Origin of the sequence: Salipiger sp. CCB-MM3 (genome assembly GCF_001687105.1) — a bacterium.
GTDB lineage: Bacteria > Pseudomonadota > Alphaproteobacteria > Rhodobacterales > Rhodobacteraceae > Salipiger.
In genome coordinates, this window is the sequence record NZ_CP014595.1 from 2,108,976 (window position 1) to 2,123,467 (window position 14,492).

Consider the following 14,492-nt stretch of genomic DNA (forward strand, 5'->3'; position numbering starts at 1 on the left):
TCGTCACTTTTTGTCTTTCCTCGCTGCGTCCGGTGTATCCGCGGCTGCGGCCCCGGCGTTTGCTGGCGCGGTCGAACGGTCTTTGCGACCGATTGGGCGCGGCGACAATGTCGCGCTGCGCACGCTCGACACGCCCGAAGATCTGATCGCCAAGGCCAATCTTGGTGATGGGCTGGTCGGCTACGCGGTGCTCAGCGCCGCGACGGGCCAGCTGCTCGAGAGCCATCAGGGCACGCTGGGCCTGCCGCCCGCGAGTGTGGCCAAGTCGTTGACCGCCTCTTACGCGCTCGACACGCTGGGCCCGGATTACCGTTTCTCCACAGAGCTTTGGACCACGGGCGCGATCGTCGGCGGCGAGTTGAAGGGCGATCTGGTGCTGGTCGGTGGCGGCGATCCGACGCTGGACACCGACGGGCTGGCCGAGATGGCGCGCAGCCTTGCCGAGATCGGCATCAAGAAAGTGACCGGGCGCTTTATCGTCGATGGTGGCGCGCTGCCCTATGCGGCGCAGATCGATCTAGAGCAGCCGGTGCACGTCAGCTACAACCCGGCCGTTTCGGCGATCAACCTCAATTACAACCGCGTCAGCTTTGAGTGGGAGCGCGACGGCAACGGCTATGACGTCAGCATGGACGCGCCCTCGATGGCGGGGCGGCAGTCAGTGCGCATGGCGCATATGGCCGTCTCGGACCGTAATGGGCCGATCTACACCTATGCCGATCAGGACGGGCGCGATGAATGGAGCGTGGCCAGCCACGCGCTTGGCAAGGGCGGCTCGCGCTGGCTGCCGGTGCGCAAGCCCGAGCTTTACGCCGGTGAAGTGTTTCAGGCACTGGCCGGATCGCAGGGGCTGCAACTGCCCGAGCCGGTGATCGAACATGGTGTCGAGACTGTGGATCTGGTGGCGCGTCGCGAGAGCGAGCCGCTGCATGTGATCCTCAAGGAGATGCTGAAGTATTCCACCAACCTGACCGCCGAACTGGTCGGGCTGACCGCCACCCGCAAGCGGCTGGGGCATGCCGAATCGATCGTGCATTCCGCCGAGGTGATGAACACCTGGGCGCGCGACGAGTTGGGGCTGACCCATATTGCCATGACCGACCATTCGGGCCTTGGCGGCAACAGCCGGGTTGCGGCGGCGGATGTGGCCTCGGCGCTGCTGCAGGCCGAGCGGCGGCTGGGGCTGAAGCCATTGCTGAAGCCGATCACCATGCTCGACGGGCGCGGGCGACCGGTGCAGGATCACCCGCTGAAGGTCCATGCAAAGACCGGCACGCTGAATTTCGTCAGCGGTCTTGGTGGCTTTGTCGACATGCCGAGCGGCGAGCAACTGGTGTTCGCGATCTTCTGCGGTGACGTGCCGCGGCGCGACGCGATCCCGGTGGAGGAGCGCGAGCGCCCGCCGGGCATGCGCGCGTGGAACCGCCGCGCCAAGGCGCTGCAGCAGGATCTGATCGAACGCTGGGCGGTGCTCTTCCCCAAGGGCACCGGACCCGAGCCTGCTGCTGCCGTGGCAAGCGCCAGCCCCGATGTCACGCCGACCACGCAAACCTCGTCCGGCAGTGTCGCCAAGCCGCAAAGCGCCGCGCCCTAAATGGGGCGTGGAGGCGCCGCGCTCGCCCAGCCGGATGACCGGTAGGGCAGGCCAGCGGGGTGCTCACAATGCCAATGCGCCGAGGATCGGAAGCAGGCAAAGCAGCAGTGCAGCGAACAGGGTGAACCTATGACGGGTCACGTGATGACGTGACATGGGCTGTCTTCCTTGAAAATGCAGTGAAAACAGAAACGACTCGGAAAGAATGAGTGGTGGATTAAGTGCGGTAATGCGCACAATTACATCATATTCGAAAAACCATCCGTCGTCACGCTGCGGTGCGGAAGGCGCACACGGATAGGGTGTTTTCCGCCCATTGCCTTGGGGCCCTGCCGAAACCGGGCAGGGCAAGGCAGGGGGTAGGGCCGGGTATAGAACGGGACGCTTAGCCGTGCAGGTGACGGGCGCGCGCGCCGCGTTCGATGGCGGCGGCATGCAGCCGGTCGATGTCGAGCTCGTAGCGGATTTCCTCGAGCAGCCGCAGTTCCTCTTCGCGCAGCGTGCCATCGGCGGCGGCCACGTCGCAGGCCAGCGCATAGGCGGTCTCGTTCAGCCGCTCGGGCAGGTTGTCGCGAAGCAGGCCGAAAAGCGCGTCGAGCCCGTCTTCCTGCTCGAAGAGGTCGAACACCAGATCGGTGACCACGCGCATCCGGTCGATGTCGTAGTTGCTGAAGATCGGCAGCATGTTGACCGAGGATTCGATCTTCACCAGCTCGGCGGTGCGCATGTTCTCGTCAGAGGCCGAGACCGCGATCATCAGGGCGACGAGGCAGTCTTGCGGGGTCATCGGATGCGGGGCGGCTTCAGACACTGGAATACTCCGGAAAAATCATGCTACGCGCAATTTATTGACCCCATGCCCCGGCTGCAATAGGACGCGGGCGCACTGCCCCGTGAATGGGGGCGTTTCTTCCCTAAGGAGTGTTTCAATGTCCGAACTGCGCGACGCAGCAATGAGCTCGAAGGCCTGGCCCTTTGAAGAGGCGCGCCGGGTGCTGAAACGCTACGAGAAGACGCCGCCCGAGAAGGGATATGTGCTGTTCGAGACCGGCTATGGTCCGTCGGGTCTGCCGCACATCGGCACCTTCGGCGAAGTTGCGCGCACCACGATGATCCGCCGCGCCTTCGAGGTGATCTCGGACATCCCGACCCGTCTGATCTGTTTCTCGGACGATATGGACGGCATGCGCAAAGTGCCCGAGAACGTGCCGAACCAAGAGCTTCTGCACGAGAACCTGCAGCGCCCGCTGACCTCGGTCCCCGATCCCTTCGAGGAATTCGAGAGCTTTGGCCACCACAACAACGCCATGCTGCGCCGGTTCCTCGACACCTTCGGCTTCGAGTATGAATTCTATTCGGCGACCGACTTCTACAAGTCGGGCCAGTTCGACGAGATCCTGCTGCGTTGCTGCGAGAAATACGATGATCTGATGAAGATCATGCTGAAATCGCTGCGTGAAGAGCGGGCCTCGACCTATTCGATCTTCCTGCCGGTCCACCCCGAGACGGGCCGCGTGCTTTATGTGCCGGTGAAGAATGTCGATGCCAAGGAAGGTACGATCACCTTCGACGATGACGACGGCAAGGAATGGACCGTTCCGGTGACCGGCGGCAACGTGAAGCTGCAGTGGAAGCCCGACTTCGGTGCCCGCTGGGCCGCGCTTGGCGTCGACTTCGAGATGTACGGCAAAGACCACTCGACCAACACGCCGATCTACGACGGCATCTGCCGGACGCTCGGCGTGCGCGCGCCCGAGCACTTCACCTACGAGCTTTTCCTCGACGAGAACGGCGAGAAGATCTCGAAGTCCAAGGGCAACGGCCTGTCGATCGACGAGTGGCTCACCTACGCCTCGTCGGAATCGCTGTCCTACTTCATGTACCAGAAGCCGAAGACCGCGAAGCGCCTGTGGTGGGACGTGATTCCCAAGGCGATGGACGAGTACCACCAGCAGCTGCGCGCCTATCCGACGCAGGATGCCAAGGCGCAGCTCAACAACCCGGTGTGGCACATCCACGGCGGTGACGTGCCCGAGACGAAGATGGTGGTGCCCTTCTCGATGCTGCTCAACCTCGCCTCGGCCGCCGGTGCCGAGGACAAGGAAGCGATGTGGGGCTTCATCCGCCGCTACGCGCCCGAGGCCGAGCCCAAGACGCATCCCGATCTCGACGCCGCTGCCGGTTACGCGGTGCGCTACTACAACGACTTCGTCAAACCGACGAAGCAGTTCCGCGCGCCCACCGATCAGGAACGTGCGGCGATGGAAGACCTTGCCGCTCAGCTTGAGGGCTACGATGGCGCGGTCGAGGACGAGGCGCTGCAGACCATGGTCTTCTCGGTCGGCAAAACGCATGAGTTCGAGAACCTGCGCGAGTGGTTCAAGGCGCTTTACGAAGTGCTGCTGGGCCAGAGCCAAGGGCCGCGCTTTGGCGGATTCATCGCGCTCTACGGCGTTGACGAGACCGCGGCGCTGATCCGTAAGGGGCTGGCGGGCGAACTGGGCTGAACCATTGGGCCTGACCTGCAGGTTTGACCCCACGTAAGCAAAGACTACCTCCCTGAGCATTCAGGGAGGTTTTTTCATGCGCAAATGTCTTGCCGCATTCCTGCTGGCCGGGGCTCTGACGGGCCCGGCACTGGCGCAGGAAGACGAGATCGCCGGCACCATCCGCAGCCAGATGGAGGCCTTTCTGGCCGAGGATGCGGAGACCGCCTTTACCTTTGCCAGCCCCGGCATTCAGGGTCTCTTTGGCACGCCGGAGAATTTCTCGCGGATGGTGCGCGAGGGTTATCCGATGGTCTGGCATCCCGGCGAGATCCGTTTTGGCGGACTTGACGAGCGTGGCAACTATCTGGCGCAGAACGTTTATGTCACCGACACGGCGGGCCGCGCCCATGCTCTGGAATACCTGATGGAGCAGATCGACGGACGCTGGCGGATCGCCGGTGTGCGCCTTTTGGACCTGCCCGAAGCCTCGGTCTGAGCGCCACTTGCCGTTGCCCGCGGCAGCGGTCCGGCGCGCGGTGTCACTGGGCGCCGTTAACCTGGCTTCTCTAGCTCTTTGCCCATTGGGTCTGCGCGGCCCGTGAGGCGATCAGAGCAGAGGAAGCAGGGCATGAACATTGCGGTGACCGACGGGGTGGTGCTGACCCCCACGCCATTTTCCGAAGGGCTGGATGTGTGGTCGCGCGGCGACGGGCGACCGGGGTCGGACACCTACGCCTCGTCTGTTGCGGCGGCCTATGTTCCGGCGGATACGGATTTCGGCGGCTGTCTGGAATTGCAGAAGACCGACACCACGCAAAAGCTGCGCTACATGGGGCAGACGCCGATCCTGCCCGGCGTCTACCTGCGGGTGACGGCGCGGGTGAAGGCGATCTCGGGCAATCTGCCGTCGGTGCGCATCGCGGGCTGGGCTGGCACCGGCAACGATGTGGCGGTGAGCGGCGTGCCGATGCAGGGGGATGCGGTGGCGCTGAGCAGCTATGGCGAGGTGGTCGAGGTCTCCGCCATCGTGGGGGCCGGGTCGCGCGCGGGCGTCGATCTGATCTGGGGCACCGGGCCGAGCTACGGGCATTTCGGGCTCGACCTGACGGGGCTGAACGGCGGGGTGGTGCGCATCGACGATCTGCAGATCGAGGATATCACCGAGGTCTTTCTGCGGCAGATGCTGGCGAGCGTCGATGTGCGCGACTATGGCGCGCTTGGCGACGGCAGCACAGACGACAGCGCCGCCTTCGAGGCCGCCGACGCGGCGGCGGATGGGCGGCTGATCATGGTGCCCTCGGGGACCTATCGCCTCGCCAATTCGGTCACTTTGGAACACCACGTGCGCTTCGAGGGACAGCTGAGCATGCCAGCCTCGGCGATCCTGTCGCTGACCAAGGATTTCAACCTGCCCGCCTATTCCGATGCTTTCGGCGGCGACGAAGAGATTGCCTTGGCCAAGGGGCTACAGTCGCTGCTCAACAACGCCGACCACGAGAGCTTTGACATGGGGGGGCGCCGTGTCTCGATGAACGGCCCGCTGGATGTGCAGGCCGCCGTGCCGAACCGCGACACCTATTCGCAGCGCCGGGTGCTGCGCAACGGCCAGCTGCGGGCCGAGGACAGCGGCGGCTGGGGGGCGACCAGCGTCACCAGCACCGCCACCTATTCCGCCTCGAACCAGTGGCGCCTGACCAATGTGGCCAATATCGCCAATATCGAGGTCGGCAGCCTTGTCACCGGGGCCGGGGTGGGGCGCGAGATCTACGTGAAGTCGAAGAACGTCGGCGCGCAGGAGATTACCCTCTCGCAGCCGCTGTCGGATGCGGTGGGCACGCAGAGCTACACCTTCACCCGCTTTCGCTACATGCTGGATTTCTCGGGGTTCACCAAGCTCGAGAAGTTCGAGGTCGAGGACGTGGAGTTCCAATGCTCGGAACTGGCCAGCGGGCTGATGCTGCCGCCGCTCGGCACGGTGAACGTGATCCGCAACTGCGTGTTCAACCGTCCCGGTCATCGCGGCATCACCTCGATTGGCGAGGGCTGTCAGGGGCTTTTGGTGGACCACAATCAGTTCATCAGCGCCGAGGGTGGGCTCGCCACGCAGAGCCGCCAGTCGGTGGCGATCAACACCAACGCCAACGATGTGAAGATCCGCAACAACCGCGCCTCGCAGTTCCGCCATTTCGCGGTGATCTCGGGCGCGCAGGCGGTGATCTCGGGCAACCATTTCTTTCAGGGCGACGAGACCGGCAGCGGCATTCGCTCGGCGGGGATTGTGCTGTGCCTGCGTGCCTGCAGCACCACGATCTTTGGCAATTACATCGACAATTGCTTTGTCGAATGGACCAACGAGCGCGAGCCCGAGCCGGATTTCTCGGGCGGTTTCGGCTTTGCGGGCCTGTCGATCACCGGCAATGTCATGCTGTGCTCGAATGTCGCCGACTGGTTCTCCTTCATCGTGGTGAAGCCCTATGGCAGCGGCCATATGGTCAACGGCATGAACGTCTCGGGCAATCTCTTCCGCGCGGTGGGCGGCACGATCACCCGGGTCGAGCGGGTCGACACCTCCTTTGCCGGGCTCGAATTGGGCGCGATGCGCCGGGTGTTCATGCAGGAGAACACCTTCCACAATATCGACCTGCAGACCGAGAACCCGCTGCAGGTGACCCATGACCAGAACACCCATGCCGCGACATGGGTGGTTGCAACCGGCAACAAGCTTCCCTTCGGCGGGCGGGCGCGGCAGGTGCAAAGCCTCGTGCTCACCTCGCGGCCGCGCAATGGCGCGAATGTCACCGCCTTTGTCACGCCCTATACCTCGGCGGAGCAGGGCAGCGGGGCGTCCGACGTGCATGTGATCTGGCCCGAGCCGGTGCTGGGCGATCTAACGTTGCTGGTGCGCATGGATACGTGACCCTGCGCATCGGCGGATCGGACCGGCGCCAAAAGGCGCCGTTTCAGAACTGCGTCCAGAGGCCAAGCAGAAGCCCCGCGCTGGTGTCTCCGACCAGCCCCCAGCTGGCACCGATCTCGGCCTGCAGCCGCTCGCGCAGCGGCAGCACCACCGATGGGGCCAGCCGCACGAAACCGGGATCGCCGCGCTGCACTCCGGTCTGCACCTGCAGGATCGCCTTGCGCCGCTGCGGCAGGTTGAGCCCAAGCGTCAGGTCCATCTTCACGTCGGTGCCCGCCGCGCCGCGCAGCTCCGCCAGTATGTCGGCATTGAGCCAGCCGCGCGCGTGGCTGAGCCCCAGCGACAGCCCGGGGCGCAGCGCCTGATGGCCTTCGATCCGTCCCGCCCCCAGTTCCGCGCTCAGCCGCATCGGGCCCGCGCCGATCAGCGGCAGGCGCAGGAACAGCAGCGATTTGCCCGCGCCCGAGATCGCCCGCCCAAGATCGGCACCAATCGTCACCCGCGGGCTCAGCCCATATTCGACATAGAGTGTGTCGTACCGCCCGCTGGGCAGTTGCCACCCCTGAAGCCCGTAGCTCTGCGGCCATGTGAGCCGCGTGGTCGAACTGGCGAAACCCGCGCCGCGCTCTTGCAGCCAAGCCCCCGCCTGCAGCGGCCCGGCGCAGAGCCAGAGCAGCCCGCAAAGCACACCGAGCCGTGCCAACCTCCGCATAAGCGCCTCCCTTGCGGAAAGCCTGCTCCGGACGTGGTTAACGTGGGGTGAATATGGCGCAGGACCCTCGGCGAGCGCTCGGCGATCCCATGGCGATCTCTTGGCGACCACACGTCATCTGGACACTGGACGGAGTGCCGCGATCGGATATGCTGCAAGTGCAAAACAGCCCTACAGAGGGGCGGGGAGGGGCAGCCATGACCGGATCGGTGATCACCGTCGCACAGCAGAAGGGGGGCTCGGGCAAGACCACGCTCTCGGCCAATCTGGCGATCGGATTTCTTGCGCAGGGCAAATCCGTGGCGCTGGTGGACATCGACCCGCAGGGTAGCCTCGGGCGCTGGTTCATGACCCGTCTGGAACGCGATCCCGAGGCGCTCGGCGCGCTGGAGTTCGCCACCTCCTCGGCCTGGGGGGTCACCTACGAGTGCCGCAAGCTGTCGGGCAGCCACGACGTGGTGATCGTCGACACGCCGCCCAAGGCCGACAGCGATCTGCGCCCGGCGCTGCGTGCCGCCGATCTTGTGGTGGTGCCGGTCTCGATGAGCCATCTCGACCTCTGGGCCACCGAGGGTGTGCTCGATCTGGCCCGCCGCGAGAACCGCGAGGCGATGGTGGTGCTCAACCGCACCCGCCCCGGCACCCGGCTTTCGGGCGAGATCTCCGAGGCGGTGGGCGCTATGGACGTGCGCATCGCCGCCGCGCAACTGGCCAACCGGGTGGCCTATGCCGAGGCCTTCGGGCGGGGGCAAAGCGCCGCCGAAGGGCGCAAGACCCCGGCCCGCGCCGAGGTCGCCGCGCTGACGGCAGAGGTGGCGGAGGCGCTGGCAAACGGGTAAAGCGTGCCGCAACAGGAGACATGCCCGCCCATGACCGAGATGACCGATACCACAGACCACGCCGCGCTTGCCGAGACGATCCGCCGACACCAAGAGGGGCAGGGCCAGCCGATCTCGCGGCTCGGGTATTTCTGCGCGCCCTTCCGGCCCGCCGACGGCCCGTTTGCCGACAAGGTGATCAAGGTCTATCGCGGGCTGCCCGACGGCGCGAAGCTGGAGCGGCTGGCGCAGGCGCATGACGCCTATGTCGCGGCGCTCCAGCAGACCGGCGTGCCGCTGCCGCAGACCGAGTTTCTGCTGATGGAAACCGAGCAGGGCCGCATTCCGGTGATCCTCCAAGAGGCGCTGCCCGAAAGCGCGCTGATGCGCCCGCGCATGCAACGCGAGGATCTGGCCTCGACGCTGGCGATGATGGAGGCCGCGGGTCAGGTCATCGCGCAGTTCTGGAACAACGCCGATCAGCTTGAAGGGCGGGTGGGCTTCCACCCGTCGATTCGCAACTTCGCGGTGCTGGACGGTCAGGCGATCTTTTACGACACTTTCCCGCCGCTGATCGGCTACAGCCGCGACGAGATGGGCGAGCTTCTGCTGCTGTTCTCGGAAAAGCGCCTGATGCGCTGGGTCGGTCCCTTCCTCAAGGCGAAGGTCACCGGCATTCAGGACGAATGGTATTCGGCCCCCGAGACGCTCGTCGGCCTCGTCGGCTCCGCCTGCCGCCTGCGCCCCGAGCATGCGGGCGCCTATCTCGACTGGGGCCGCGACTTCGCTCCGCGCGCCATGCCGCGCTTTGCCGAGGAGGCTCTGGAAGGGCTTTCGCAGCCGCCGCGGCTGCCGGGCTATTGGACCGGGTTCCGCAAGCTGCTGGGGCTGCAGGGCGAGCCCAATCTCTGAGCGCAGCCCTGGCTCGGTCGCCGGATGTGCGTATTTGAGAAGAGAAGAAGCGGCAGGCGCCGCGCAGGGGTTTGAGGGTAATCTGCCGTTAACCCTGATCGCATAGATGTGGCTGTGCGGTACAGGCTGGCGAGCCGATGACCGCAAGAGGAGAAGCCTCGCGGTCCCGCGGCCTTGTTGCTTTCCCGGGGTGCCGGATCGCGGGGTGGACCCGCGCGCTCCCCTTGCTTCTTCTCTTTGAAAATACGCACGGCGGAACTTAGCGGCGGGGCGCGCAGCCGGGGCGGGTCCATAGGTTTCGGAAATGCTAAAGAAAAAGGCCCGCCTCCTGCAGAGGCGGACCTTTGGTGTCCCGGATGGGAGGAGGCGATCAGACGATCTTGATGCCAGCCTTTTCGGCATCGGCGACGAAAGCGGCGAGGCCCTTGTCGGTCAGCACGTGGTTGGCCATCGCCTTGATCACGGCGGGCGGCGCGGTGCAGACGTCGGCGCCGATCTTGGCGCAATCCGACATGTGGTTGGCCGAGCGGATCGAGGCGGCCAGCACCTGCGTCTCATAGCCGTAGTTGTCGTAGATCTGGCGGATGTCGGCGATCAGCTGCAGCCCGTCGAGGTTCAGATCGTCGAGGCGACCGATGAAGGGCGAGATGAAGGTCGCGCCAGCCTTGGCGGCGAGCAGCGCCTGATTGGCCGAGAAGCAGAGCGTCACATTGACCATGTTGCCCTCTTCCGAGAGCACTTTGCAGGCCTTGAGGCCATCCCAGGTCAGCGGCACTTTCACCGCGATATTGGGGGCGATCTCGGCCAGCTTGCGGCCTTCTTCGATCATCGCCTCGGCCTCGAGCGCGACCACCTCGGCGGAGACGGGGCCCGGCACCATCTCGCAGATTTCCTTGGTGACCTCGAGGATGTCACGGCCGGATTTGGCGATCAGCGAGGGGTTGGTGGTGACGCCGTCCACCATGCCGAGCTCGTGCAGCTCGCGGATGGCATCGACATCGGCGGTATCGACAAAGAATTTCATCTGGGTAAGCCCTCCAGGCTTGGCTTGGCATTCGGTCGCGCCTGTCTTACCTCATGAGATGAGGGGCGGGAACCCCCTAGAAAATAGCGCTAACGGACCTGCCCTCAATGGATGATTACTTTGACGAAGGCACGCTGATCTCGGTGCTGACCACGCAACCGCTGGATCGGCTGCTGGACTATAAGGCGCCCGCGGGTGGCTGTGCGCAGGGGGCGTTTGTCGAGGTGCCGCTGGGGCCGCGCAAGGTGTTCGGCGTGGTCTGGGGGCCGGGGCAGGGCGGCTTCGATCCCGCCAAGGTGCGCGGCGCGTCGCGGGTGCTCGAAGCGGCGCCGATGCGCGCGGAACTGCGGGAATTCCTTGAGCGATCCGCGGATTACACGTTGACGCCGCGCACCGCGATGCTGCGGCTTGCCACCCGCGCGCCGGGGCTGGGCGAGGCGCCCTCGATGCGCAAGATCTACCGCCGCGGTGACAGCGTGCCCGAGCGGCTCACCGATGCGCGGCGCCGGGTGCTGGAGGTGCTCGACGAGATGGGCGGCCTGTCGCTGACGCTGAAGGAACTGGCCGATGCCGCCGGGGTGACCTCTTCGGTGGTCAAGGGGCTGGCAAAGCTCGGGGCCGTGCGTGAGGAGGAGGCGCCGCGCGATACCGCCTTTGCCCGGCTCGATCCGAACTATGGCGGCAAGGCGTTGACCGAGGATCAGGCCAAGGCCGCCGAGGAGCTGCGCGCCGGGGTGCGCTCGGGCAAGTACGGTACGGTGCTGCTGAAGGGGGTGACCGGCTCGGGCAAGACCGAGGTCTACCTCGAGGCGGTTGCCGAAGCGCTGCGCAAGGGCCGGCAGGCGCTGGTGCTGCTGCCCGAGATCGCGCTGACCTCGGAATTCCTGACCCGGGTCGAGGCGCGCTTCGGGGCGCGGCCCGCCGAGTGGCACTCTGGGGTCACGGTGACCGAGCGTCGGCGGGTCTGGCGGCAGGTGGCCGAGGGCGGCGCGCAGCTGGTGGTGGGGGCGCGTTCGGCGCTGTTCCTGCCGTTCCGCGATCTTGGCCTGACGGTCGTCGATGAGGAGCACGACACCTCCTACAAGCAGGAGGAGGGTGTGCTCTACAACGCCCGCGACATGGCGGTGCTGCGCGCTTCGATCTGCGCGGGGCGGGTGGTGCTGGCCTCGGCGACGCCCTCGCTCGAGAGCTGGGCCAATGCCGACGCAGGCAAGTACCAGCGGCTCGATCTGGTCTCGCGCTTCGGCCCGGCGGTGATGCCGGAGATGCGCGCGCTCGACATGCGCGGCGAGGACCTGCCGGGCAGCCGCTGGATCTCGCCCTCGTTGCAGGCGGCGGTGAAGCGGCGGATCGCGCAGGGCGAGCAGTCTTTGCTGTTCCTCAACCGGCGCGGCTACGCGCCGGTCACCATCTGCCGCGCCTGCGGTCACCAGATCGCCTGCCCGCATTGCGACGCGCGCATGGTCGAGCACCGCTTCCAGCAGCGGCTGATCTGCCACCAGTGTGGCGAGAGCACGCCGAAGCCGGAAAAGTGCCCTTCCTGCGAGGTCGAGGGCAAGCTGGCGGCGGTCGGGCCGGGGGTCGAGCGGCTGGCCGAGGAGGCGGCGGAGGTCTTTCCCGACGCGCGGTTGGCGGTGCTCTCGTCGGACCTCTTCGGCTCGGCGCGGCAGCTGAAGGCGGAGATCGAGAAGATCGCCATGGGCGGGGCCGACATCGTCATCGGCACGCAGCTGGTGGCCAAGGGGCACAACTTTCCGAACCTGACCCTCGTGGGGGTGATCGACGCCGATCTGGGGCTGCAGGGTTCGGACCTGCGCGCCGCCGAGCGCACCTTTCAGCTGATGCGGCAGGTGGCCGGGCGCGCGGGCCGGGCCGAGAAGCCGGGCACGGCGCTTTTGCAGACCTTCCAGCCCGAGCACCCGGTGATCCGGGCGATCCTTTCGGGCGACGAAGAGGGCTTTTGGAAGGCCGAAGCCGATGAGCGCCGCGCCGCCGGGATGCCGCCCTATGGCCGCCTCGCGGGGGTGATCCTGTCGTCGACCGAGGTGCAGGACGTGTTCGATCTGGGCAACGCCATGGCGCGGCAGGACGGCCCGCTGCGGCGGATCGGTGCGCAGATTTACGGGCCTGCGCCTGCGCCCATCGCGCGGGTGCGCGGGCGGCACCGGGTGCGGCTGCTGGTGAAGGCTCCGAAGGGAGTGGCGTTGCAGGCGGCGCTGGCGGAATGGGCCGGGCAGTTCCGGCTCAAGGGCGAGCTGCGCATGGCGATCGACATCGACCCGCAGAGCTTTTTCTGACGGCAGCGATACGGCAGGCGCGCGCGCCTCTACCCCGCGCGGTTCAGTTTCGTGCTCAGGTGGATCAGGCTCTCGGAGCTTTTCACCCCGCGCGCCTCGGCGATCTTGTCGAGCGTGGCGTCCAGCTCTTCGGTGCTGCGCGCGCTCACCTGCACCAGCAGATCGACCCGGCCCGAAGTGGTATGCGCCGCCTCGACCGCTGGCATCTGGCGCAGCCGGGCGAGCACCTCGGGCTGGCTGCGCGGCTCGATACAGACCAGCACCGTGGCGCGGATCGGCGCCTTCAGCGCGGCGCCGCGGCGCAGGGTGAAGCCGGCGATGATCCCGCGCGAGAGCAGCCGGTCGATCCGCGCCTGCACCGTGGTGCGCGCCAGCCCCAGCCGACGCGCAAGATCGGCCACCGGCAGCCGGGCATCGGCCTCGAGCAGGGCGATGAGCTGACGGTCGGTTTCGTCGATCTGTCCGGTTCTGTCGTCAATCTGCGGCATGATGCCTGACATTCTGTTCCATCTGCCACGCGGATCCGAGCGTTTTCTGCGCCATGCTTAAAGAAAACGCAGCAGGAGGCAGTGACACATGCGGATCGACCCCAGTCTATCGCCGACGCCGGAAAGCTGGCTCGCGGCCAATGCGCCCGACGCGCCGGTGTTTTTCTTTCACCCGGAGCGGCTGGCCGAAGTGGCGCGAGAGTTTCGGGCGGGGTTTCCGGGGCTGGTGACTTACGCAGTGAAGGCCAACCCCGCGCCCGAGATGATCCGCGCGCTGCACGGCGCAGGGATCACCGCCTTCGACGTCGCCTCGCCCGCCGAAATGGCGCTGGTGCGCGCCCATGCGCCCGGCGCGGCGCTGCATTATCACAACCCGGTCCGCTCGGCGGCAGAGATCACGGTGGGCGTCGAGGCGGGCTGCGTGTCGTGGTCCGTCGACCGCGCCAGCGAGCTTGAGAAGCTGCGCAGCCTGCCCGCGGGCACCGAGATCGCCGTGCGCCTGAAGCTGCCGGTGGCGGGCGCGGCCTATGACTTCGGGGCCAAGTTCGGCGCCACGCCCGATCAGGCGGCGGCGCTGCTCCGGCGTGTGGCCGAACTGGGCTTCACCCCCTCGCTCACCTTCCATCCCGGCACGCAATGCGCCTCGCCCGAGCCATGGGCGCGCTACATCGCCGAGGCCGCCGCGGTGGCGCGCTCGGCCAATGTGGTGCTGCACCGGCTCAACGTGGGTGGCGGCTTTCCGGCGCACCGCGACACCGACCGCCCCGATCTGCAGGCGATCTTCGACACCATCCGCGAGGTCACCGAAGGCGCGTTCGACACCGCGCCGCAGCTGGTCTGCGAGCCGGGCCGCGCGCTGGCCGCCGAGGCGCTCACGCTGGCGCTGCGGGTGAAGGGCGTGGACGAGGAGGCGGTCTTTCTCAACGATGGCGTTTACGGCGGGCTGGCGGAATGGCGCGACATCGCACCGATGAGCCGGGTGCGCCCGGTGGCTGCTGCGGGCGGTGCGCTTTGCGGCGCTTTGCGGCGGCGCATCGTCTTTGGTCCGACCTGCGACAGCATCGACCGGCTACCGGAATTGCTGCCGCTGCCCGGTGACTTGGCGGAGGGGGATTACCTGCTCTTCGAGGGCATGGGGGCCTATTCGCGCGCGCTTGTCACCGGCTTCAACGGCTATGGTGTACGCAGAGTCGTGGAAATCGAAAAACAGTCCTGAGATCACAGTCCCGGGCGCTGGACTC

Annotated in this window: 12 protein-coding genes; 8 read left to right on the forward strand and 4 right to left on the reverse strand. The window is 66.5% G+C overall.

Going from position 1 to position 14,492, the window contains the following annotated elements:
- Positions 1 to 82 precede the first annotated feature (82 nt).
- A complete protein-coding gene (gene dacB / locus AYJ57_RS10245) occupies positions 83 to 1,594 on the forward strand; it encodes a D-alanyl-D-alanine carboxypeptidase/D-alanyl-D-alanine endopeptidase (RefSeq protein ID WP_335740002.1) in 1,512 nt (503 codons plus the stop codon).
- A gap of 385 nt (positions 1,595 to 1,979) precedes the next feature.
- Here dacB and AYJ57_RS10250 read toward each other — a convergent pair whose 3' ends face one another.
- The gene (locus tag AYJ57_RS10250) at positions 1,980 to 2,405 is read right to left on the reverse strand and encodes a tellurite resistance TerB family protein (protein WP_083191212.1); all 426 of its coding nucleotides are present in this window, start codon (positions 2,403 to 2,405) and stop codon (positions 1,980 to 1,982) included.
- Positions 2,406 to 2,523: 118 nt separating this feature from the next.
- Between AYJ57_RS10250 and AYJ57_RS10255 the strand changes: the two genes are divergently transcribed.
- The 3 genes from AYJ57_RS10255 to AYJ57_RS10265 all read left to right on the forward strand — a co-directional run bounded on the left by AYJ57_RS10255 (position 2,524) and on the right by AYJ57_RS10265 (position 7,000).
- Positions 2,524 to 4,101: a lysine--tRNA ligase gene (locus AYJ57_RS10255; protein WP_066104567.1), complete on the forward strand. Its 1,578-nt coding sequence runs from the start codon at positions 2,524 to 2,526 to the stop codon at positions 4,099 to 4,101.
- A 76-nt stretch (positions 4,102 to 4,177) separates the two neighbouring features.
- Positions 4,178 to 4,579 (forward strand): DUF4864 domain-containing protein, encoded by a 402-nt coding sequence (locus tag AYJ57_RS10260; protein WP_066104570.1) that lies wholly within the window; start codon positions 4,178 to 4,180, stop codon positions 4,577 to 4,579.
- Positions 4,580 to 4,711: 132 nt separating this feature from the next.
- Positions 4,712 to 7,000, forward strand: a complete 2,289-nt coding sequence (locus AYJ57_RS10265) for a glycosyl hydrolase family 28-related protein (RefSeq protein WP_066104573.1) — start codon at positions 4,712 to 4,714, stop codon at positions 6,998 to 7,000.
- A gap of 43 nt (positions 7,001 to 7,043) precedes the next feature.
- On the opposite strand, the gene AYJ57_RS10270 is transcribed toward AYJ57_RS10265, so the two are convergent.
- Positions 7,044 to 7,712: a hypothetical protein gene (locus tag AYJ57_RS10270; RefSeq protein ID WP_066104575.1), complete on the reverse strand. Its 669-nt coding sequence runs from the start codon at positions 7,710 to 7,712 to the stop codon at positions 7,044 to 7,046.
- 197 nt (positions 7,713 to 7,909) lie between these two features.
- Here AYJ57_RS10270 and parA point away from each other — a divergent pair, with 197 nt between their 5' ends.
- Both parA and AYJ57_RS10280 read left to right on the forward strand, forming a co-directional pair.
- Positions 7,910 to 8,551, forward strand: coding sequence for a ParA family partition ATPase (gene parA, locus AYJ57_RS10275; RefSeq protein ID WP_066104578.1), 642 nt, complete (start codon positions 7,910 to 7,912; stop codon positions 8,549 to 8,551).
- 30 nt (positions 8,552 to 8,581) lie between these two features.
- Positions 8,582 to 9,442, forward strand: a complete 861-nt coding sequence (locus AYJ57_RS10280; protein ID WP_335740003.1) for a DUF6206 family protein — start codon at positions 8,582 to 8,584, stop codon at positions 9,440 to 9,442.
- Positions 9,443 to 9,812: 370 nt separating this feature from the next.
- On the opposite strand, the gene fsa is transcribed toward AYJ57_RS10280, so the two are convergent.
- Entirely contained in the window at positions 9,813 to 10,466 is a 654-nt protein-coding gene (gene fsa, locus AYJ57_RS10285; RefSeq protein WP_066104580.1) for a fructose-6-phosphate aldolase, read from the reverse strand.
- Between the two features lie 107 nt (positions 10,467 to 10,573).
- On the opposite strand from fsa, the gene AYJ57_RS10290 reads away from it, so the two are divergent.
- Positions 10,574 to 12,763, forward strand: coding sequence for a primosomal protein N' (locus tag AYJ57_RS10290; RefSeq protein ID WP_066104583.1), 2,190 nt, complete (start codon positions 10,574 to 10,576; stop codon positions 12,761 to 12,763).
- 29 nt (positions 12,764 to 12,792) lie between these two features.
- On the opposite strand, the gene AYJ57_RS10295 is transcribed toward AYJ57_RS10290, so the two are convergent.
- Positions 12,793 to 13,251, reverse strand: a complete 459-nt coding sequence (locus AYJ57_RS10295; protein ID WP_066106958.1) for an Lrp/AsnC family transcriptional regulator — start codon at positions 13,249 to 13,251, stop codon at positions 12,793 to 12,795.
- Between the two features lie 88 nt (positions 13,252 to 13,339).
- Between AYJ57_RS10295 and AYJ57_RS10300 the strand changes: the two genes are divergently transcribed.
- A complete protein-coding gene (locus AYJ57_RS10300) occupies positions 13,340 to 14,467 on the forward strand; it encodes an alanine racemase (protein ID WP_066104586.1) in 1,128 nt (375 codons plus the stop codon).
- The last annotated feature ends 25 nt before the right edge of the window (positions 14,468 to 14,492 follow it).

Bases quoted from the DNA above. Each gene is read 5' to 3' on its own strand.
- AYJ57_RS10260 (WP_066104570.1), top strand. From the start codon at position 4,178: ATGCGCAAATGTCTTGCCGCATTCCTGCTGGCCGGGGCTCTGACGGGC.
- AYJ57_RS10295 (WP_066106958.1), bottom strand. From the start codon at position 13,251: ATGCCGCAGATTGACGACAGAACCGGACAGATCGACGAAACCGACCGT.
- AYJ57_RS10280 (WP_335740003.1), top strand. From the start codon at position 8,582: ATGACCGAGATGACCGATACCACAGACCACGCCGCGCTTGCCGAGACG.
- AYJ57_RS10300 (WP_066104586.1), top strand. From the start codon at position 13,340: ATGCGGATCGACCCCAGTCTATCGCCGACGCCGGAAAGCTGGCTCGCG.
- fsa (WP_066104580.1), bottom strand. From the start codon at position 10,466: ATGAAATTCTTTGTCGATACCGCCGATGTCGATGCCATCCGCGAGCTG.
- parA (WP_066104578.1), top strand. From the start codon at position 7,910: ATGACCGGATCGGTGATCACCGTCGCACAGCAGAAGGGGGGCTCGGGC.
- AYJ57_RS10255 (WP_066104567.1), top strand. From the start codon at position 2,524: ATGTCCGAACTGCGCGACGCAGCAATGAGCTCGAAGGCCTGGCCCTTT.
- AYJ57_RS10270 (WP_066104575.1), bottom strand. From the start codon at position 7,712: ATGCGGAGGTTGGCACGGCTCGGTGTGCTTTGCGGGCTGCTCTGGCTC.
- AYJ57_RS10290 (WP_066104583.1), top strand. From the start codon at position 10,574: ATGGATGATTACTTTGACGAAGGCACGCTGATCTCGGTGCTGACCACG.
- AYJ57_RS10265 (WP_066104573.1), top strand. From the start codon at position 4,712: ATGAACATTGCGGTGACCGACGGGGTGGTGCTGACCCCCACGCCATTT.